The following is a 20,445-nucleotide window of genomic DNA, read 5'->3' as shown; positions in this document are numbered from 1 at the left end:
CATTTACAGTGATGGGCTCATTGATTGCTGCATTAGCCCAAGTAAGTTCTTGCGCCCCAGAAGCGGTAAGAGTGATACTTTGTCCGGCACAAAAATGATTGGGTATATTGTTGGGTTTTCAGCATTAATCGAGATTAAAATTTCTTTATTTTCTATAAGATTAATTTCTGCAGTTTCGATACATTGATTAAAATCGGTTACAGTAACTAAATATTTTCCAGGATTATCATAATTGATGACTTTCGTATCACCCATTAATCCAGCTGGGCCAACCCAATTATAGAAATAATATTTAGTTCCTCCACTTACTTCAATTTCATCTGTTACAGGCTTATTGTAACAAATTACTCTATCCTGTACATTATTTAACTTCAAAATACTTGGTTCTTTAACTTCAATATTTTCAATACTTTTACTACATCCTTTACTATCCATTACTGTTACTGAATATTCTCCCGCCTTAAGGTTTTCACGTAGATTGTCAGTCTCATTAGAATTTGACCATTTATAGATTATCGGATTGTTATTATTTGGAATAATAGGTATTAATATCGAACCGTTAGTCGAACCAAAACATTTAACACTATCGACTACAGTATTTATTATTGGTAGTTTATTTATTATTACAGTATCCCTATCTTCACTTGAACATTTTGTGACAGGATCAGTAAATTCAAATTTAACTATAATCCTATTGTTGGAGTTGTTGTTAGTGGTTAAATATTCATCGTTTCCAATTATTACACCAAAACCATCTACAATTGATACTTTCCCCCTGGTCTTCCTTTAGTTATAGCAATAGTTTCGCCAAAACACATTTCTGGCATCAAGTTAATAGTTACATCTATAGGTGCTGGAGGATCATTAAGCACGATTGTATCAATAGCTGAATTACTGCTACAGCCGTTTAATTGTATTTTATTTTGGTATATATGCCAGCTTTTAGATTTTCTTTTTTTAAAGTATCCCCATTTAATGTATTAGTTGTAAATGACAATTGATCTACGCCATTTAATTTATAATTTAAAGTATAGGATTTATTTTTTTCTAAACCATGCAACTACGAAATATCCATCCATTCCACCACAAGTTGAAGGGTCCTTTTTGTTATAGAGGTATATGTAGGTATTTTGTTGACCTTTATATTTATCGAATCTTCTGCCTCCAAACCATGGATGTCAAAAACTTTAACTCTATATTTCCCAGCATCCGTTAAAACTATACTGTTCTTCATAAATGAATTTGCTGTATCCAAAGGGGTGCTGCCTTTATAATAAACGGTGAAAGTAGTATTAGTATCTCCTACCTCTGGCGTATACATTCTCGTTAAAGTCAATGTTTGTCCCACACATAAGGTAGAATCAGGACTCGCTTTAATCTTTACAGACTGCCCAAAAGTGTCAATCGATATGAACGATAACATCAACAACACCAAAAATATATTCGAAAATATCAGGTAAAACTTCTTATTCATAAGGTGGAGATTAATAGTTGAATTTAATATTAAATATAGACACATTATTTCCGTAGGATGGTTGCATTATGCTGCCACCACCTCCGGCATTACAGTTCGAAAGATTGGCAAAGTTGACCCCGGCGGAACCATCCACCTTAAGCGTATAGGTTTTGCCGGCTCTCAAGGTATAGTTTAGCGTAGAAAGTCGGATTTGCGCCCTGCCTTTGTTGACGCTGCGACCCGAAAGCTTTTCAACAGGACTATTATTTTCCAGCAAAACAATATTTACATTGCCGGATTGATTGGTATAAACATATATGCTTCCTAGTTCCACGTCCTGAGTAGGGCGCAGTGTGACGGACGCTATTTCTGTAAAAGATTTTTCTGCGCAAGGTTCGATGAGTTTCGCTCCCTCTTCCTTGGTAGATTTAAAATCAGATGGTTTTGTATTGACAGGTGGTGTTGATGATGAAGTCGCTACTTTAGTTTCAGGTTTTACAGTTTCTGGTTTGCCTTTATTAATAATGACAGGTGCAGTGGGTTTGTCATTTTCAGGGATAGTTGACTTTTTACTGTCATCTGTTTTGACCTTGGGTTTAGCCTTGTTTTCTGCAATAGGTTTTTTATCAACGATTTTGACTTCAGGAGTCGAGGGTGATGTCACTTTTTCGGTTTCTGATACCGGAGTTTCTGCAGGTGCAGTTGTTTCCGGAACGGAGATCGGTTCGTTTTTGACATTTACAAATTTGACCACTTCTTCATAACCTGGAACTTGTAACACGATTTTCTTAAATCCTAAAGTACTAAATTTTTGTTCGATCTCTTTTCCTTGGATGGGGCTATTTTCTACTTCCCAAAGTACAGGAAGTTTATTGTCATCTGGTAGATCCACCTTTATTTTAATAGCTTCATTGATAGAAACAATGATGTAGTCTTGGTCTGCAACAATATCCGCAGGCAGGTTTTCACCGGTTTTGTAAGCGGTTGCGTTCATATCATTGATCGTAAAATCAATCAATGCTTGTTTGACGGCAGACTTTGAATTGTCCCCGGAGCACGAAAAGAATATGCTCAATAGGAGCACATATGAAAGGGTATATAACTTCATAAAGTAGTATTAATATTACTTCAAATAACCGCTATACTAGTTGATGCTTAATAAATACGATAGGAAGCGGGCACATGATAAAGTTCAAGGGTCAATGATAAAGACTTAAAAACTTTTACTGATGGAGGAAAATCCTCTCCTACTTACAAAAAGTATAAATTGTAAAACGATTGGACCAAAGGTAAACACTTTTCTCGCGTAACAAAATGCAATTGTATAGAATGAACAAAAAACTGTATAAAATGAAAGTTAAGGGTGGTTCTTAACAGATAAATATTGAGATTGAACATAAAATGGAGGGATTCTAACAAAAAATCGATATAGAAGCTTCGCCGTCCATACAACTAATGTAATTTCGTTATAAACATATAATCTTAAAACGTGATTATAATGAATGAGTTGCTTGATGTCTTCACCGATATCCTAATATATATTACTCAGATCACAGAGATAACTTATAAGGATGCTAATGTTGTTGTTATTGTTGTGATACTGGGTCCGATTAACATTGATTTTGTCTTATATAGGGTTGAGGTTTTATAGAAAGATAAGGGAATTGGAAAGACAGACAAAATCCGGGATAAGATTTCATACCTTTTAGAATCAACGAGAATTGGTCCACGATCACAATTTTATAGATTTACAACAATGCAAAACTCTTCAACTTATATTTTCGCAGCTATCGACTAATAATTGTACTTCATTTATAAATTGCTCTGGCTCATTAATTGTAACCTTATCCTTAATAAAAGGAATTTTAAAATATCTATCACTAATACTGCCACGTACTATTCCTTCATTATAATAATTCGCTAATAACTGGAAGTGCTCTAAGTTGTTTTTATTTGGTTTAATATTGAAAACTGCATTATCATTTTTATTTCTTCTTAAAATAATTTGTATGATATAATTTTCATTATGAATATAAATAGATGGATTTTCGGGACGTTTCATTGAATAGCTTATCTGGCCTATAAATTTAACATTACCAATAATTAGTGCCACTATTGATTTTAATTTTCCTTCAATATCTAGCTTTAAATTTTTGTTAATAATATCATTTGTATATTCGAGAGAAGCTTTTGAAATTCTCTTAGGGATATCTAACCCCGGAACTTCATTTAAAAATCCATTATTCCGAATGTTTATATGGTTATGACCTGAAACTAAATTAGTAAGGTTATCTAAACCATACATCCATTTTATTATAATACTTTCAGCAATATATGCTTCTTGAGCTGTATCAAATCTTGCGATAACCCGGCAGAATGGTTCGAAACCACGGTTTTCTATTTCTCGAATTTTGAGATGTTTGGGCCCTTGGTTTTTTTCAAATTTTGATTCAAGAACGTGAGAATAGCCCCTTTCACCCTTTCCTTTCCCTACATAAAAAATAGAATTATCTTCAGGATTAATTAGGCAATAAACATAAAAGGGAGGCATTTCTAAGGTGTTGATTTGGTCAGGCATAATTTTAATTTATTGTTAATAGAAAAGTTTTTTGGAAGGGTGAAATTAATTAAATATTCAATACACAGTCACAGGAAACATAAATGAAAATGTTATATTAAGCTTTTCATACTGTTCAAGATTATACCCTGATTTATGTACCCTACTATAGTTGCTTATTTGTTTACTATCACCAACAATAATGTGGAAATGATTTATTTGCATCCCGGCGCCATAATCAAATGTCATTGGAAGAGGATATCCATTCGAGTTTATAATCAGGTTTAAACCCAAGCCTCCATACCCATACAAGCTGAATTTCTTCGCAAAATTTAATCGATACTCTAAATGAATTGGTAACACTATTCCCAACTTTTTTTTATCAAAGGCGTCAAACAACAACCCTGTTCTTAATCCAAATCCATATTTAAATAATGGTTCATAAATTAATCCACCTTGAAAACCACCATCATTATCAGTATCACCAGTAAAAGCAAAAGTTAAACCTAAAACGTCTTTAGTCTTGGGGCAATTAAAACATCTGGGTTTTCTTACTATAATTGGTGTAGTGTAGTTTGATTGTGAATAGGTGTTTTTATTAGCTGTTTTTATAGAAGCTGCTTGATAAACATTTATTTTTACGTCCTTGTCACCAGCTGCAACTTTGAACCAATCTGTCCGAGAGAGATCCGTATAGTTCGCATCACAGGAAAGAGAAAACCAACCAGTATACTTATTGACCCTGCACCAATTAGGCAAATTTGAAATTTCAAAAAAACTTTCGTTGGTGTTTACATCAATCGTAAATATATCTCCTATTGCAGGAGCAGAGATGTTTTGAACTGAAGTAGATAATGTAACTTCTTTTTCGAGTGCAACTTTTGAACTTCCCTCTCCCGCATTTATTCGACTTTGGGCATCGTCAGGATCAATTCCTTCAGCAATTAATTTATTACGACGTTCCGGATTTATTCCATAGAGGCCATACATTATTTTTGTTATTTCATATGATGTCGCTTTACGTAAATTTAATCCCTTTAGTCCAATACCTGATTTTTTAATGGATGATAGTGTCTCGTCATAATGCCTCTTTTCTAATGATTTACATGTAAAATCTTCATCGACTATTGGAATTGCGAATTCAGTCACATATACAGAAAAATGGGGATTATTGCTTCCGATATTCAATGCATTGTTTCTATAATAAAGAGTGCCGTTACAATCAACATAGTCCATCTTCCAATTCAGGAAATAATCACCGGTTGATTTTGGAGATCCAGTAATTCTGTATTTGTATTTACAAGTATTGTTGCTTTCTCCGTTTCCAGTGCACGGTCTAATTCTGTAGGAAATTTCAACTTTTATTGTGGCATCAGAATATAATAATTCATATTGACCAAAGCCGCCCATTTGTGCTAACCCAGAATACAAAGTTCCAATGAATACCAAAGTAAAAAAAATGATTTTTTTCATAATTTAATATTTATCTTTTCTTATCCAATTTAGAATGCGTTTCTTTCTTTGGAAGGACAGAAATTAATGCACCAAATTTGCCTCCTAATTCTTTTGGAGCAATATCTAAATACATTTTTGAAATCGCACCATCTAAAAACAAAGCATCTTTACAACCAAAAATATCTTTAAATAGAAGTGCGAAATTATAAAAGTTTGTTTCGTCTATAGAAATTGCAAATACTGTAAGATTTTCGTTAATAATGCCCACACCACTTCTTATTTTTTTATTGTTTGATTGTCTTGTAAATGATGGATGAATTTTTCCATCTGTTAGCAACATGGGCCCTGATTGTGTTGCATATTTTACGACAACATTTTTGCTTTCAACAATTTTTTGAAAATCTTCACTTGTTTTTATATGAGAGACTCTGAGACTATCTATAAAGTAAACCCCGTTTGGTTTTAAATAGAAATTTGCATCGGTTTTGGGTGATCTCAAATCAAGAGGTTTAAGTAATTCATACTGTTCGATAAACAATCCCTGTGGCTGTAATGTAGGGGAATACATTCCTGCATTTGTAATCATAAGTGGAGCTATTTTTTGCTCTTTTAAATGATCAAGTAATTTCCCAATACTGGCATAATTCCGTTTGTTTTTATTTTGCCAATACATTTTTATTTCGTTGCTCATTGTGTTTGCAATGAAAACATTATAATTGATTCCCTTAAAAACAAAGTGAAGGCTGCCATTACAATTTTTCGCAGCTGAAATAATTAATTCACTTTCATTGTTCAGTTGAGTTGTATTCAGGGCAACTTTTTCTTTGTTTTTTCTGATTGATTTATTATACTTGCCAATTTCAGCAGAATCATCTTTAATTTTCTTATCTAATATTTTCAATAAATGAGTTAGGGAATCACAATTCGTGTTTGATTTTTTTAATGAATCTTTACTAATGCCCAAAGAATCTTTTTGGATTGAACTACACTCTTTAGATAAATTAATTCTACTCGTTTTTAATTTTTTAATATCATTTGAGATCAAGAGTACTTCTTGGTTCTCTTTATCAATAAGATAATTCAAAGAATCAATTGTATTAGAAATCGAATTATACTTACTTAAATCTATTGCAGGTGAACCTGTTTGGGTTTTTACTTTTTCATGAAATGGTGTTAATACCATTGCTAGCATTATGAAGCTTATTAAAAGAGTTACATTGTAATTTCTGCATCATTGTGATTTTTTACATCTTAATTTAATTGCTCCAGCTTCTCCAGGTTTTGAGTGAATTACTTTTTCTATGAATGGCTTTTGACTTTTAGTTTTTTTATATTATTCGTCCAATCACCTTCGTAAAAGGCTATTTTCAACGTATTGGGAGGTATTGTACCAAGATTCCATGCTTTGGATGCGAGTGTATTGTCTGAATTTGAATTTAACTCTAGGAGCCTAACAATTGGTTGGTTATTCTTACGTTTTATCATTTGATAGTCTACAATAATTGCATTATTGTAGTAAAGAGAAATGGTATCGTTATCCTCCTCTGCATCATCATATAAAACTGCAGTAATTGTGCATGTATTAAAAGTTACTTCATGTTCATAATGTACATTGTCATTTCCTACTTTGAGAGAATTTGGCAAAGTTGTTATTTTTGATGAATCTACCTTTGGTGGTAATACATTTGTTATATTTGGCGAGGAAGAGGTTGACTTTACTGGCAAATAACTTTCATTGCAAACAACATTATTTGATTGCTCATTAAACATTGCCTCTATTTGTTGGGCACTAAGAACTCCGTTATAAATTTTTAAATCATCGAAAGCGCCACGAAAGTATTCCATGCCACCAGGAGAATCTTTACCCACAAACAAGGCAGAGTTGTTCTTTTGAAACGAACCACTAAAGAGATCACTCCAAACTAGCAATCCGTTTAAATACATCTTTACTTCATTACCATTATAAGTAAGACAAATAAAATTCCATTTATCAAATTCAATTTGGTGATTTATAAAATTACCATCCTTCTTGATAAACTGTGTGTTTATTGAAATTGTGCTTTGTTTCGCCATTTGAAATACTTGCGCACGATACTGAGGACTTTTGTCCGTTTCATCAGAATTGTTTGCTTTACATATGATCGAAACGTCTCGCATTATTGTATTGTAATTAGTTTTATCAATGTAGAACCAAACGGATACTGACAAATATTCTGTAATAGCTTTTAAAGATTTTGAATTTTGTATCTTTATACAACCATTTTTACCATTGAAATATAACGCGCCACATGGATTTCCAAAACGATCGTTATAGCTCGTAACGCCTCCCACAATGGTTCCATTATTCTTGTTACTACTTATATCATAGGCCGTTTCGTTATCGAATGGATAACTGGCTACTAATTTTTGACCATACCCATTGATTAGAATAGATATTGTGCATAATATTGTTATTGCTCTTTGTAAATATTTCATATTTATTCGTAATAATAAGCTAGTAAATTAACTGCATAATCGAGTGATCTCTGTCCATGAATTAAATTGTTTATTGATGCATCCTTATTGTAAAGGAAGCAAACGTCTTGATAACCAGTATCAAGATTTATCATAAATGTAATTTCCATATTACCGGTGTCATTCAGAAATTTCTTGGCTCTGAAAGTGCCATCATACAAGGATGTATATTCGGGCAAATTGAGTATAGCGTGGCATAGATCTCCGGATGACTTATCTTTCCCGACAGCTAAAAACCGTCTTTCTCTTTTGGTCGGTTCAGCATTTGTAGCGATTGATAGCTTATCTTTGTATACTAATAAATGCGTTTGAAAAACTGTTGCCTCTTGGCTTTGAGCCCATTTAATAAAATCATTTCTATCAGTCCAGCTATTTCGAATGTCAAATTTTCTGCCAGGAGTAATTCCGCCACCCTGTAGAGTTAAATCTCCTTTCTCAATATCAGTGGCAACGATTCCCCCTGTTGGATATACTATAATCAGTCCATCGGTCGATCCTAAATTTTTGTTCACCAATTTACCGTTATCTATTGTCAAGCCAACCGGTACTCCATAATTGTCCATATAGCCTGCACTTGATACCATAATCATATTCTTGTTTTCTGAAAAATTCAAAAAACGCTGCGGAACAGAACTATTTGCGGGGGAGGCAAAGTATTTTGCTTTAATTCGATTTTTACTGCCTCCACGATTCATGTAGACAACATTATAAGTGTAACCCTTCTCACTCACACTGGATATTTCTACAAATTTTGAATCATAATTTGAGATTGATATAAATGAGCATAAAAAAACTATGCCTAGGATCAGAATAAAATTTATTTTTTTCATTTTTTCTTAAAATTTAAATGTTTTTGATTGATAAGTGATATACCATAGATAAATATTCCTATTAAAAATGATAATGGTAATAATATTGCAAACTTAAAAAAGAGAGAAGTACCATTCCAAAATCTATTCCACAAATAGGAAAAATCTCCTTCACTAAAATACTTAATCGTTTTTTCCGTGTTATCAAGACTTATATTTGGTGCATACTTCAAGCAGCGACTTCGCTGTGCTACATAATTAAATCGAAAAGTAGACTTTATATCTTTATTGTTATTGGCTATATCTGTTAGTTTTTCAGCAACATACATTCCAAGGGCATCAGCAACTTCTCCAAAAAAGTTGGCTAATTCTGGAGAAGCCTCTCCATAGCTTTGGTATTTTTCTATTACAGTTAGCAATAATTCTAATGAATCTAAATTTTCATAATTCCATTTATGCAAAAGGGTATCAATTAAACAATCACGTAAGACTTTATTAACCACGTTATGCTCTACACCTCTTATTTTTTCTAACTCTGAAAAAGATGATTTTATCGTATGGAAATTCCACCAACTAGTAGAATCTAAATATTCTTTGTAAGGGAAAGTAGTGAAGATATTGTCAGAGGTTAATGCCTTAAAACTATTGTGTATGTCATATGTTTTTGCTTGAAAGTCAAACGAGCATTGGATAATATCATTATTTTTTGCAACACTTAAGAATTGAAAAGTTAAGCAAACAAATATCAAAGTAAATTTTTTCATTTTTTGTTATTCTGATAAGAAATTAGATATATATTAAATGCTTTAGGTTTATCAGTTTTACTGTTGATGGTAAGATCAATTAATGATTGTTTAATAATACACTTTGAGAAATTCTGGAAAGACGAAAGTAATATGCTCAGAAGTAGCATAAAGGAAATGGTATATAACTTCATAAAGTGGTATTGCTGTTACTTCAAAAAACCGTTATAATTTTTGATGCTAATAAATACGATGCGAAGCGAGGTCTTGATAAAGTTTAGTGGTCAATATTAGAGACATACAAATTATTTATTGTTATAGGACAATCCTATTTCCTGCTTACAAAAAGTATAAATTGTGAAACGATTGCGTCAAAAGTAGAAACTTTTATTTCGTATCATATTATAATTGTATGAAAGGGCGAATAAATTGTATGGAGTGGAGATTGGTGGTGCAAACCTTAATAAAAAGGTTGCGTTTGAACGGTCCTTTATCGAGCAGCATATCCCGACTCCGGCTTTGGGGTCATCTCAGGTTGTGTGAGTTTGTATTCACTGCTTTTTTCTTTTACAAATTTTCTTATGTTCATATATTTATAGGTTAACGGTTGCAAATGCAGTAAACGTTTTCTGCTTATATCCTATGTGGTATAAAATGATTTATAAAGCTCAAAATATATCTTATGGGGTATAAATAAACTAGCTATACGTTGATTTTGGTTATTTCACAGTTTTGATGAACATTCATAAGCAAATAATCAACGCTTGATATGTAAACACAATTAGGTAACATTTAATCAGTTTCCAAATAAACCCCGGAGTGGGTTGAACAACAATAACCTCGGGTGCAACCCGGGGAAGATGAAGCACAATTCCAACCCTGGAGTGGGTTGAACTTAAACTTATGTGTCCTATGTCCCTATATGTTTCAAAAAAGTTTAAACACATAAGAGCCACATAGGTGCTTCGCACTTTTTGTGCATAGCATTCTTCATTCTTTATTGCCAAACCAAATTATCAAAACTTGCACATTTTACAAGTTTTGATGATTTAGGTTTATTGCATGGTTCATTCTGTTTCCGTCTTAGATCTGGGTAAATCAAAATTCCTAAAACTTTTTGAATGCTGATATTTTTAGGAATTTCAATATGCTATTTTGATCAAGTTCAGTGTATTATATTTAAAAATTACAATATTTTTATTAACCTAGATTCAATAAAGAATGATCTCATCATCAGATATATTTGAATGCATCAAACCCTATTTGTCATATGTCCCCTTATCAAATAAGTTTAAACACATATCCACATAAGTGCTTCGCATATAAAATTCAGAGAGCCATTCATCCCTATGTAAGGTTTAATCTTTAATAAATCAAATAAACTTTTTAGTTGCATAATTGCTACTTGATAACTAAATAGAAAACTTTGTAATAACTTTCGATAAGGTAGTATCTTTGGTTTTAGATAACCTTTAAAATGGAATGCTTCCATTTATTTAGAGAATTAAACCCAAACTATGAAGTCCATTCGGGGACCACCACCTTAAGTAAGGAAAAAAGAACACTCGATTTTCAAAGAATCTTTCGAGATATTATTTCATTATTATAAATGTGATGATACAGGAGAGCAGTATACGACGGACATTTTGGATGAATTAAATACCAATCAAATTTACAATCAATACAGCGTCAAATGTGGTATTATTTTTCCCGAAGAAATCAACAATAATATCGAGATCAACCGAAAAATTGAAAACTTTGAAGACGGAATTGATATTTGAAAAGTATTGTCTGGCAGAAAATTCAAATATAAAAGAGAATGTTTTTTCTGCATCAGAGTTAAATACTTTAAACAACGTAGTAGAAAAGTTTAAATCCATGAATGTGAGTGAGATCATTTTGCACAGTCATGAGGAAAAAGGGTGGAAGGAGAATATTGAATGGTATGGAGTGATAAGTTATGAGTGGGGGTGGGAAGTATATAATTAAAAACTACAAATAAGACAAGATATATACACGAGTGGCAAGCAATCAGGAGAGAATATGAATTAGAGAGGAATATTATGGTTAGATTTGTTAATAACAAACTATATAGATATACCTATAATACTGCAGGTTCCAATACTGTTGAAAAAATGAAAAACCTTGCAAAAGCATCACTTGGGTTAAATACATTTATTTCTAGATTTAAACCCAAAATTTAATTAAATTAATATTTAAGTTTTATATTCAAAAGGTGTAGAAATGTTAATATCATTTATTTTCATTAGTTTATTCGATGAGGGCACAATTTACCCTCACTCGGTTTGGGATTGTAATAACTAATTTTCAATCAGAGATATCTGTTAGAGTTTTGTATTGGCAGAAAACAGTTGATATAAACGTCCTAGCGACATTGGGAGCTATGCTCGTGGTATGCAATGTTGGTGACTGTATTTTCTTTATCATATATTAACACCTTGTATTTAATTAAGTAATTCAACATTTCTTCAGTTTTTATCCAATCTGCTTTAAAAAGGTCAATATTGATTTCGGCTATTTTCTGAAGCTCGGTCTTTATTCTTATTAAGTTTCGTATTTTTGAGTCATCTATTTGAATGAGGATATCTAAATCGCTATTTGCTTTGCAATAATTAGGAGTTGTTGCACTACCAAATACATATAATTTATTTACATCGTATTTCTCACAACAGTCCTGAATTACTGCAAAATAGAATAAATATCAAAGTGGACTTTATTCATCTTTTAGCTCTGATTTTGCAGTGAACAGATAAACATCTCTGATGATTTCTGATAATGTAATTGGATTTATTTTAGAAATATCTATATCGTCTTTTTTGCTTTTGAACTGGATTCCTCTAAATATTATATTAGCAGAAGTATAGCCTAAAGTTCTTGCACCATGCATTATGTCTTCAACCACTAGTGCTACCTTAATATCACTTCCTGGTATATCAAAATTATGATTAGCCGAGGCTGTCCAATTCCTACTCTTACACAGCTGAGAAAGAATGTCGCGTCTCAATACTTTACCATCTAGTGTTAATAAATCTTTTGCTGTATATACTTCTCTTTTACTCTGTTTGAAAGGTTGATTGGATTCTTGGGACTTTCGCCAATGGTATTATGTAAAGGATGCCATAATCTAACTTTTGTATATTCAGTTGGGTTGACCGTTTCTCCTCCAACATTAGTTAATTGACTGTTTTCATCAATTTTAGCAATGATATTAGTATCATTCAATGACAAGGTCCAATAAAATTCTTTCGCTATAATACCGATGAACGGGTGTTGGACATATCGCCTCAACCAATAGTCATTGTCCCATGAGCAATCTGAATAATATAATTTTTCACCTATTTAACTGAGTCTTTATTTGATTTTCAATGTCCTTCAAATGTGTTTTTATCGCTTTAAAATTTCTGGTTGATCATCTCTGATTTTGGTACTGCTTTTGTGTTGGAAACTTTTTATCTATCCATAGTTACTCCACTTTAAGCCTGATTTATAACTCAGTCTGAATAAGTAATTCCCCAAGTCTTTGAAAAGCAATTTAAATTGTCAAATCCATAATCTGATATAGCTATTTCAATCACCTTATCAAGATCAACTTTTTGCTTTTTCGCTATTTGTGCTATGTATTTGTCGAACCTTTTTTGTGCCCATGTTTGATTTATTCTTGATTTTAAGTTCATGATGTGTTGAACCGAAAAAAGATATGAAATCTTGGAGAATACTTCTAAAACATCATATACGTATAGGCCAGTTGGTGCCTGAGATACACTTCCAACCTGAAATGGACATTCTAAAACAAAATTTTTCAATAGTTATAAGAATTGTAGGGTCAGGAATGCATACACTAATATTAATCCTTTTAGTATTCTGCTTTTTGTCGAAGAGTAAAAATAATAATGAGTTGGAGCGTCTAAGTATATTTTTTTATTGGTAGGATTATCGACATGGTCCCAAAAGTAACTCCTAATACCTTTTCTCTCATCTATTTTAATTCTACGTTTTACTATATTATATCCTGCTTGAAGTTTTGTTATTCCTTCTAAATTGAACCGGAGATGTTGTAGATAATTTTCGTAGCCATAAATTTCTATCAGACGAGATAATATATCAAACCATTCCTGCTTAGGAATTTTCTCTAAGTCATCTACCTTGAAATCAAAGCTTCCAATGTTTAGGTTTCGTAATTCTAAAAAATGTTCATATATCTGAATTAATGGTTCAGAGTTTGGATTTTCAAAGTTAAATTCAAAATCTTCTATTTTTAGCATATTGTCTTACAGTGTTGTCGTTAATTCATTTATTTTCATCCCAACCTACTAAAATCATATTCACTTAATCAATACCTAGAAAACTAATGAACTCGTCATTTACAAAGGAACAGTCAAACAAATTGATAACAATTTCTTAAAATCAATCGTATAACCTAACTGAACATTCGTCCTTGGGTCATCACTATCATCAATAGCTTTCAGCGCAAAAGGGCCATTATTTTTACTTACGGATATTTGAGTCGAAAGCGTTAATTTCCCATGATTATTGCCGGCTTCAGATACTTCAATGTTCGCTTTAAATCCTTTTTTTACAGGACCAACTACAGCTTCCCAATTAGACTTTGTCTTTATACTTAGAGTTGTATTTAGATTTTTTTCATTAGACAATATAACATCTAACTTTCCTCCTGTGTAGATTGTAGAGCTTCCTACTTCATATTTGATATAATATTCGTCATCATTACTATCTTTATTGCAACCAAAATTTAGAATTCCAATCGTAAGGACCAATAACAACATTAGACTTTTTCGGACTTTTTTATTTATCCTACTAACTCCAAAAAAATTTGTTGTTATTTTTTGTTTAATGTAAATCATTATAGAAAGTTTTGTGATCAATATTTTTAAGGATAGATGATGTATTAATATTCAAATTAACACTGGCTAAATTATGAAATTTCTTTAAACTTCATCTAAACCTCGTTTCTTTTGAACTTTTATACTCAGTAACTTCTGAAAGTTAAACATCATAATCAACATTTTTTTCCGTACTTTCCCCCTCCTTTTTACCAAAAACAATCCTGCTGCCACTATGCTCTCCAACAAACTCTCCCCCCGCCTCGCCCTCAACAAAGCCTTCCTCAAGGTCAAACCAAACCGGAATGAAATAGAGCTTTTCAAAGGGAATCTCATCACGCTGCTGGATAGAACCAACGACCGCGAGTCCGAAGAGTTTCACAAGAATCTGGTGTCGGACTTTCTGAAGGATACGTATTACAAACAGAATCATTTCATCAATACGAAAGGAAGAAATGACCTGGTGATCCACAATGGGACGATTGCAGCGTCGAGTGTTGGGGTCATCATAGAAGCGAAGAAGCCGACCAATAAGGCGGAGATGGTGACGCCTCAGAAACTGAATGCCAAGGCCTTCCACGAACTCATCCTCTACTACCTCCGCGAACGCATCACCCACAAAAACCTCGAAGTAAAACACCTCATCATCACCAACATCAATGAGTGGTACATCTTCGATGTAGTCTTGTTTGAAACGTTGTTTGCAAAGAATAAAAAGCTGGTACAACAGTTTCAGGATTTCTAAGCAGGGAGATTGGCGGGCACGAATACGGATTTTTTCTACAAGGAGATCGCACAGCCTTTCGTGGCGGCACTGGAGGGAGATATTGTATTTACGTATTTCAACATACAGGACTATCAGCAGCCATTGCGCAATGATGACCGCAAAGATGACAATATGCTCATCGCCCTGTTTAAACTGCTCTCTCCCGAACATCTGCTTAAGTTGCCGTTTACCAACGACAGCAACAGCCTCGACAAACGATTCTACAGCGAACTCCTACACATCATCGGCCTCACAGAGACCAAGGAAGGTGGCAAAAAAATCATCGAACGGCACAAGCCGGAGGCACGTAATTCCGGTAGTTTGCTCGAGGACGCCATCATCCAGTTGGACAGTCTCGATAAGCTGAGCAGGTTGGAGCGGCCCGGCCAATTTGGCGCCAATACGCAGGAACGCCTCTTCAATGTCGCGCTGGAACTGAGTATCACGTGGATCAACCGTATTTTGTTTCTGAAGCTCCTGGAGGCGCAGCTGATCTCCTATCATAAAGGGGATAAGTCGTACGCCTTTCTCAATATGGATAAGATCAAAAACTTCGACGACCTCAACAGCCTGTTTTTTCAGGTATTGGCACGCCGGCACGACGAGCGCAATGCCGATGTGGTCAGGATCTTTGAAAAGGTGCCCTATCTCAACAGCTCCCTCTTCGAACCCACGGACATCGAGCAGGTCACGCTGTTTATCTCCAATCTGAAGGACGAAAAGATCCTGCCCATCCTGTCCAATACCGTGCTGAAGGACCAACAGGGCAAAAAAATGACCGGCCAAATCACCACGTTGTCCTACCTCTTCGAATTTCTCAATGCCTACGACTTCAGTTCGGAGGGATCGGAAGACATTCAGGAGGACAACAAAACCCTCATCAACGCCTCCGTGCTGGGCCTCATCTTTGAGAAGATCAACGGATACAAGGACGGCTCCTTCTTCACGCCCGGCTTCATCACGATGTATATGTGCCGCGAGACGATCCGCAAGGCCGTCGTACAGAAGTTTAACGAAAGCAAGGGCTGGCAGTGTGAAGACATCGGCCAGATATACGACCAGATCGGCAATAGTCGCGAAGCCCGCACCGAGGCCAACGACATCGTCAACGCCATCAAGATCTGTGACCCTGCCGTGGGTAGCGGACACTTCCTCGTCTCGGCGCTCAATGAGATGATCTCCGTCAAAAACGACCTGCGCATCCTCCAGGACAGGGAGGGACAGCGACTCAAGGAATACAGCGTCGAGGTGGTCAATGACGAACTCATCATCACCGATGAGGAAGGTGGCCTCTTCGAATACAATCCGCGCAGCAGGGAAAGCCAGCGCATCATGGAGACGCTCTTTCACGAGAAGCAGCGCATCATCGAAAACTGTCTCTTTGGCGTGGACATAAATCCCAACAGTGTCAAGATCTGCCGCCTGCGCCTCTGGATAGAACTGTTGAAAAATGCTTATTACAAAAATGCCACCGAGCTTGAGACCCTGCCCAATATCGACATCAACATCAAGTGTGGCAATAGTCTGGTGAGCCGTTTTGCCATCGATGCCGACCTGGGTCAGGCGCTGAAGAAGAGCAAGTGGACCATCGACTCCTACCGCCTCGCCGTGGATACATACCGCAATGCCGAGAGCAAGGAGCAGAAGCGGGAGATGGAGCGCCTCATCACGAGCATCAAGTCCGACTTCCGCAGCGAGATCACCAAGGACGATCCCAAACTCAAACGCCTCTCCAAACTCAATGGCGAACTCTTCAACCTCACCAGTCAGGACAGCCTCTTCGAGATGGAGAAAAAGCAAAAAGCCCTCTGGACCAAACAAATAGAAAAGCTAACATCTGAAGTTAAAAAACTCGATGCCGAAATAGAGGAGATCAAGGCCAATAAGATCTATGAAAATGCTTTTGAGTGGCGTTTTGAGTTTCCGGAAGTGCTGAATGATGCGGGGGATTTTGTGGGATTTGATGTGGTGATTGGGAATCCGCCGTATGGAGTGAAATTTTCTAATGAAGAAAAAAAATACTTCAAACTCAAATTCGAATCAATAGTTGGAAAGTATGATTCATATGGATTTTTTATAGAACTTGGTCTTAGAATCTTAGGCATAAATAAAAGGATGGGATTTATTATCCCTCATACATGGACAACAGTTGTAGAAGCACAGACCTTAAGAGATTTACTAATAAGAGAAGTGACAATGGAAGCAAATTGACGTGTTTCTTCAGATGTATTTGAAGATGCAAATGTTGAAACTACTAACCTAATTTTAAAAAAGAAATTAACATTTTAAAAAAAAAAAGTCGTCATAAAATTTATTGACAATAAAAAACTTTTTCAAAACCTTAATTCAGGTGTGACAAATATTTCGTACATAATTATGATGACTGGAAAAAAATCAAGAATTTTTAATCTAAATTTTAATCCAGAAATTCTACAAATTAAAAGAAAATGAATTAATAAAATAATATTAGAAATGAATTATTCTCTGACCGTTGGAATTCAAGCATATGATTCATATGCAGGGCAGTCAAATGAAATTATTAACAATAGGGCTTATCACAGCACTTTCAAAGAAAATGAAACATTTAGATAAGAATTAAAACGGTAAAGATGTTAAAAGATATGGGTGTGAAATAAACAAAAAGCTTAGGTTAGTTATGGAAATTGGTTAGCATCCAAGAAAGGAAGAATATTTCGAAGGAGATAAAATTTTAGTTAGAGAAATAACTTCAAAGATGCCATATCCAATATTTGCAACATATGACAAAACTAATAACATTTTTTACAAATCAATTTTGGGTATTAAAAGCAATAACACCGCAAACACGGAATTCGAATGTAAATTTCTCTTGGGGCTATAAATAGCAAATTAATAGGATGGTATTTTACAATAAATTCTAACAAAAATGTTACTAAAACATTTCCAAGAATATCTCTTTATGATTTAAAAAAATTTCCTCTTCCGCAAGTAGAAAGAAATCAAAAAAAATTATTGGTGGATATTGTTCAAAAAATACTTAATCAAAATGAGTTAAATAAAGTCAAATTTGATGACGAAATAGATAAATTAGTTTATCAGCTTTATGAATTAACTGAAGAAGAAATAAAAATAGTCGAAGGCGCCTAATGAATTTTTAAAAAATATAATATTATGTCTACTCGCAATCATATATATGAATCATTGTGCTCAAAAATGGAAGAGGTTGGATTTCTCAAAATTGATAGTAATTATCCAGTCGCACAGGGAAGAAGAGAAAAGGAATTAATATTTACTCATGATTTACTTATTAAGAAATTTGAGGATGATGGATTTAAAGCAAGAGCAAAAAAATTTTATGTAAAACCGCTTTCAAAAGAGATTGATTGTGATATTGGATTTGTAAATGGACTAACTACTCCACTTTTAGGCAATTTATTTAATCCACCTAACTCTATTGATCCAGATACCAAAGAAAAAGCTTGGGTTAATAAGGACGATTATAAGGCGCTTGATATTCTGCTTGAAACAATTGACTCATATCTTGGAGTGTCAAGTTATTTTCCTGAAAATATTGATAATGATGGAGGCCTTTTCGAAGGTCTAAAATCAAGAATAACAGTTAACAGGTATGAGCGAAATATCATTGCCAGAAGAAAGTGTATTGAACATCATGGGATATCGTGTAAAGTATGTGGATTCGACTTTTTTAAGGTTTACGGTGAAATAGGTAAGATTATATACATGCATCATTTGACACCATTACTACTATTAATGAGAACTACAAAATAGATTATGTGAACGACTTGATTCCTGTGTGTCCGAATTGTCATGCAATGTTGTATAGAAGGTTGATAATGTTGATTATAATATTGAAGAGTTGCGATATGAGATTCTGAGGCAAAGAAAGCTATGAATAATCCATAGAATTAAAAAGAGGAATTTGTGTCATATGGTCTGACAAATTGGCTTGAAAATCAAATGTTTCGCCAAAGTTTTGCGGTGGCATAGTAATTGAGATGGAGTATTTGAATATCAATGCGATATTTTAGATTAGTCCAAGGTGACGGATCTAATTGTGTCTGAGTTATGTGTATTTACGATAATACTTATTATTAAGTATCACCTCCTCGATATACGGCAGGAGACGTATGGAATTACTAATTGGTTCATTATCTGAGAAGTGTGATCGATTAATTGTATTCTGATGAATTGTATCATCTTTGGCAATCCTCCATTGAGGAAGAGAACTAGAATGAAAATCAATTATTACCCAAAAGCAGCACTCTTGAAAGGGAGTATTTTACCGCTAACATGACTCTTGAAGTTAGACTTCGAAGATAGCTGCGCGGATTCGTCACCTAAATTTAAAAATTTAAATGGAAAAAAAAGATTGGCTTAAAATAAAAAGTTATACACATTTGACGCCCAAAATTCAATCACATAACCAAGATTGGATTAGGTCATATGTGAAAGATAAGGAAAAAGTAAAATCGCATAGATTTTACCCCATGTTACATTACACTATTGTTGATAAAAAATTCCAAAGACCCAAAAGTAGTAATAGAAAAGAATTAGGAAGAATACCTAAAAAAAAGCCAAGAGAAATATTTTATTCAAACCATCTCGATTCTCATGTTTATTCTTATTATGGAGATATCTTAAATCATAAACTTAATGATCAATATTCTCTGGATACCTCATTAATGGAAAGTGTAATTGCTTATCGAAGTATTCCGTTTAATAAAACTAGAAATAAATGTAATATTGATTTTGCGCATGAAGTTTTTGACTATATAAAAAAAAGTGATGCTACAGAGTTATCGGCGATTTGTCTAGATGTTAGCAAATATTTTGATTCTATAGATCATAAACATCTGAAAAAGCTGTGGTCGAATCTTTTGGGGAGGATCGATTTTACCCCTCTTTAGATCACTACAAGGGTTGTTGAAGCAATAACTAAATTTTCATATTTAGAAATTAGTGATATAATTAAACTAACACCAGAGAATGGTGTCAATAAACTCAGTTGCTAAAGAGAAAATCTTTGGATAGTTTTTTGAAGATGGAAAATCATTTCAGGAAGCCGTAATCGGAAAGGGGGCTTATTAGGTTGAATAAAAATGACTTTTGGTATTCCACAAGGGTTAGCCAATCAGCGCAGTATTATCTAATCTTTATTTACTCGAATTTGATAAGCTAATGGTAAAATTGGCTAAATTGTATAATGGGTTATATAGAAAGATATTCAGATGATATCGACCATTTATTTGCAATCCCAAATTCATTGAGAAGATTAACAAAACC

18 protein-coding genes and 1 pseudogene are annotated in these 20,445 nt (G+C 33.9%); 4 read left to right on the top strand and 15 right to left on the bottom strand.

Going from position 1 to position 20,445, the window contains the following annotated elements; all coding sequences use genetic code 11:
• Window positions 1-3: 3 nt before the first annotated feature.
• The 9 genes from IPI15_RS05890 to IPI15_RS05850 form a co-directional block, all read right to left on the bottom strand.
• A complete protein-coding gene (locus IPI15_RS05890) occupies window positions 4-435 on the bottom strand; it encodes a hypothetical protein (protein WP_287419526.1) in 432 nt (143 codons plus the stop codon).
• Window positions 436-1,060: 625 nt separating this feature from the next.
• Complete coding sequence (locus IPI15_RS05885; RefSeq protein ID WP_287419524.1) at window positions 1,061-1,474, bottom strand: hypothetical protein; 414 nt, start codon at window positions 1,472-1,474, stop codon at window positions 1,061-1,063.
• A 10-nt stretch (window positions 1,475-1,484) separates the two neighbouring features.
• Complete coding sequence (locus tag IPI15_RS05880) at window positions 1,485-2,564, bottom strand: hypothetical protein (RefSeq protein ID WP_287419522.1); 1,080 nt, start codon at window positions 2,562-2,564, stop codon at window positions 1,485-1,487.
• A gap of 660 nt (window positions 2,565-3,224) precedes the next feature.
• On the bottom strand, window positions 3,225-4,034 hold the full coding sequence (locus IPI15_RS05875) for an LEM-3-like GIY-YIG domain-containing protein (RefSeq protein WP_287419520.1): 810 nt from the start codon (window positions 4,032-4,034) through the stop codon (window positions 3,225-3,227).
• A gap of 57 nt (window positions 4,035-4,091) precedes the next feature.
• Window positions 4,092-5,486 carry a BACON domain-containing protein gene (locus IPI15_RS05870; RefSeq protein ID WP_287419518.1) on the bottom strand — a complete coding sequence of 465 codons (1,395 nt, stop codon included), beginning with the start codon at window positions 5,484-5,486 and terminating at the stop codon, window positions 4,092-4,094.
• A 10-nt stretch (window positions 5,487-5,496) separates the two neighbouring features.
• Entirely contained in the window at window positions 5,497-6,660 is a 1,164-nt protein-coding gene (locus tag IPI15_RS05865; RefSeq protein WP_287419517.1) for a phosphodiester glycosidase family protein, read from the bottom strand.
• Between the two features lie 107 nt (window positions 6,661-6,767).
• Window positions 6,768-7,943 carry a LamG domain-containing protein gene (locus IPI15_RS05860; protein WP_287419515.1) on the bottom strand — a complete coding sequence of 392 codons (1,176 nt, stop codon included), beginning with the start codon at window positions 7,941-7,943 and terminating at the stop codon, window positions 6,768-6,770.
• A gap of 2 nt (window positions 7,944-7,945) precedes the next feature.
• On the bottom strand, window positions 7,946-8,812 hold the full coding sequence (locus IPI15_RS05855) for a hypothetical protein (protein WP_287419514.1): 867 nt from the start codon (window positions 8,810-8,812) through the stop codon (window positions 7,946-7,948).
• On the bottom strand, window positions 8,809-9,555 hold the full coding sequence (locus tag IPI15_RS05850) for a hypothetical protein (protein ID WP_287419512.1): 747 nt from the start codon (window positions 9,553-9,555) through the stop codon (window positions 8,809-8,811). Before IPI15_RS05850 ends, IPI15_RS05855 begins: the two co-directional genes overlap by 4 nt.
• A 1,737-nt stretch (window positions 9,556-11,292) precedes the next feature.
• On the opposite strand from IPI15_RS05850, the gene IPI15_RS05845 reads away from it, so the two are divergent.
• Window positions 11,293-11,523 carry a type II toxin-antitoxin system antitoxin SocA domain-containing protein gene (locus tag IPI15_RS05845; RefSeq protein WP_287419510.1) on the top strand — a complete coding sequence of 77 codons (231 nt, stop codon included), beginning with the start codon at window positions 11,293-11,295 and terminating at the stop codon, window positions 11,521-11,523.
• Window positions 11,524-11,920: 397 nt separating this feature from the next.
• Here the strand turns inward: IPI15_RS05845 and IPI15_RS19790 are convergent, their stop codons facing one another.
• The 6 genes from IPI15_RS19790 to IPI15_RS05820 form a co-directional block, all read right to left on the bottom strand.
• Entirely contained in the window at window positions 11,921-12,235 is a 315-nt protein-coding gene (locus tag IPI15_RS19790; RefSeq protein WP_353845292.1) for a nucleotidyltransferase family protein, read from the bottom strand.
• Between the two features lie 33 nt (window positions 12,236-12,268).
• Window positions 12,269-12,559, bottom strand: a complete 291-nt coding sequence (locus IPI15_RS05840) for a hypothetical protein (RefSeq protein WP_287419508.1) — start codon at window positions 12,557-12,559, stop codon at window positions 12,269-12,271.
• A gap of 17 nt (window positions 12,560-12,576) precedes the next feature.
• Window positions 12,577-12,894: a DUF4132 domain-containing protein gene (locus tag IPI15_RS05835; protein ID WP_287420062.1), complete on the bottom strand. Its 318-nt coding sequence runs from the start codon at window positions 12,892-12,894 to the stop codon at window positions 12,577-12,579.
• Window positions 12,895-13,046: 152 nt separating this feature from the next.
• Window positions 13,047-13,358 carry a hypothetical protein gene (locus tag IPI15_RS05830; protein WP_287419506.1) on the bottom strand — a complete coding sequence of 104 codons (312 nt, stop codon included), beginning with the start codon at window positions 13,356-13,358 and terminating at the stop codon, window positions 13,047-13,049.
• A 3-nt stretch (window positions 13,359-13,361) separates the two neighbouring features.
• Window positions 13,362-13,817, bottom strand: a complete 456-nt coding sequence (locus tag IPI15_RS05825) for a hypothetical protein (RefSeq protein WP_287419505.1) — start codon at window positions 13,815-13,817, stop codon at window positions 13,362-13,364.
• 99 nt (window positions 13,818-13,916) lie between these two features.
• On the bottom strand, window positions 13,917-14,417 hold the full coding sequence (locus IPI15_RS05820; protein WP_287419503.1) for a hypothetical protein: 501 nt from the start codon (window positions 14,415-14,417) through the stop codon (window positions 13,917-13,919).
• A gap of 214 nt (window positions 14,418-14,631) precedes the next feature.
• Between IPI15_RS05820 and IPI15_RS05805 the strand changes: the two are divergent.
• From IPI15_RS05805 to IPI15_RS05795, 3 genes and pseudogenes are all read left to right on the top strand, one after another.
• Window positions 14,632-17,343 (top strand): annotated as a pseudogene (locus IPI15_RS05805) (DUF7149 domain-containing protein); the annotation flags it as partial.
• A gap of 969 nt (window positions 17,344-18,312) precedes the next feature.
• On the top strand, window positions 18,313-18,930 hold the full coding sequence (locus IPI15_RS20130) for a hypothetical protein (RefSeq protein WP_287419499.1): 618 nt from the start codon (window positions 18,313-18,315) through the stop codon (window positions 18,928-18,930).
• 587 nt (window positions 18,931-19,517) lie between these two features.
• On the top strand, window positions 19,518-20,069 hold the full coding sequence (locus tag IPI15_RS05795) for a hypothetical protein (protein ID WP_287419498.1): 552 nt from the start codon (window positions 19,518-19,520) through the stop codon (window positions 20,067-20,069).
• Window positions 20,070-20,445: the final 376 nt, after the last annotated feature.

Origin of the sequence: Candidatus Brachybacter algidus, from assembly GCF_016707225.1 — a bacterium.
GTDB classification, from domain to species: Bacteria; Bacteroidota; Bacteroidia; order Chitinophagales; family Saprospiraceae; genus Parvibacillus; species Parvibacillus algidus.
Note: the sequence above shows the minus strand (reverse complement) of the source record. Positions and strands in the feature narration are given on the sequence as shown.